Genomic DNA, 1159 nt, shown 5'->3' with positions numbered 1-1159 from the left:
TGGTCCAAGAGCGGGACGCATACTTCCTGCTTGTGGATCAAGGAATGAGCTTTGTCGAGGCCGCCAGGGCCGTCGGTATCAGCACCCGAACCGGAGAGCGATGGCGCAATGGACGAGGTGCCTCGGGCCGGATCAAGGCATATCCACCGATTAACGCTGCACCCGCCGCCGAGCCAGGCAGCCTCTCGCGCTATCTCCGCGAGGCCGAGCGCGTCCACATAGCCGATCGGCTACTGGAGAAGGCCACCATCCGGGCGATCGCCGCCGAGCTGGGCCGCAGCCCATCGACAATCAGCCGCGAAGTCCGCCGCAACGGCACCGTCCTGGCCGACGGCCGCTGGCACTACCGGCCCTACACCGCCCAGCGTCGCGCTGACGCCCGCCGGCCTCGCCCCAAGACCGGGAAGATCGCCAAGACCTCGGAACTGCGCGACTTCATCCAGTCGCACCTGAATCTGCGCTGGAGCCCTGAGCAGATCTGCCACGCTCTGCGCAGACGCTTCGCTCATCGGCCGGACATGCACGTGAGCCACGAGACCATCTACCAGGCTCTTTACACCCAAGGACGCACCGGACTCCGCCGCGAACTGCCCCGGACTCTGCGCACCGGACGCGCCAGACGGCTCCCTCGCCGCCTGGCCGACCGACGGCGCTTCCGCGCAGTCAAGAACAAGGTCATGATCAGTCAACGGCCGCGCGAGGCAGCCGACCGGACCGTCCCCGGGCACTGGGAAGGTGACCTGATCCTCGGCCGCAAGAAGCACTCCGCGATCGCCACCCTGGTCGAGCGCAGCACCCGCTATGTGATGCTGGTCCACCTGCCCGACGGCTACAACTCCGCAGCAGTGCGCGACGCTCTCATCGCCACGATCAACCCTCTGCCACCCAATCTGAAGCGATCTCTGACCTGGGATCAAGGCACCGAGATGGCCGCTCACCGCGGCTTCAGCATCGCCACTAACGTCCCGGTCTACTTCTGTGACCCCGGCAGCCCGTGGCAGCGTGGCTCGAACGAAAACACCAACGGCCTCCTCCGGCAGTACTTCCCCAAGGGAACCGACCTGTCCACACACACTCCCGAGGAGCTCCAGGCCGTCGCAGCCGAACTCAACAACCGTCCACGCAAAACGCTCGACTGGGCAACCCCAGCCGAGCGACT

General features: G+C 66.3%; 1 protein-coding gene. It reads left to right on the top strand.

The genetic code is table 11. The annotated features are described in order from the left end of the window. Positions 1-44: 44 nt before the first annotated feature. Positions 45-1159, top strand: a 1115-nt coding sequence (locus IE265_RS38040) for an IS30 family transposase (RefSeq protein ID WP_190040373.1), incomplete at its 3' end; no start/stop codon positions are given.

This window comes from Streptomyces fructofermentans, from assembly GCF_014651055.1.
Taxonomy (GTDB): Bacteria; Actinomycetota; Actinomycetes; order Streptomycetales; family Streptomycetaceae; genus Streptomyces; species Streptomyces fructofermentans.
Note: the sequence above shows the minus strand (reverse complement) of the source record. Positions and strands in the feature narration are given on the sequence as shown.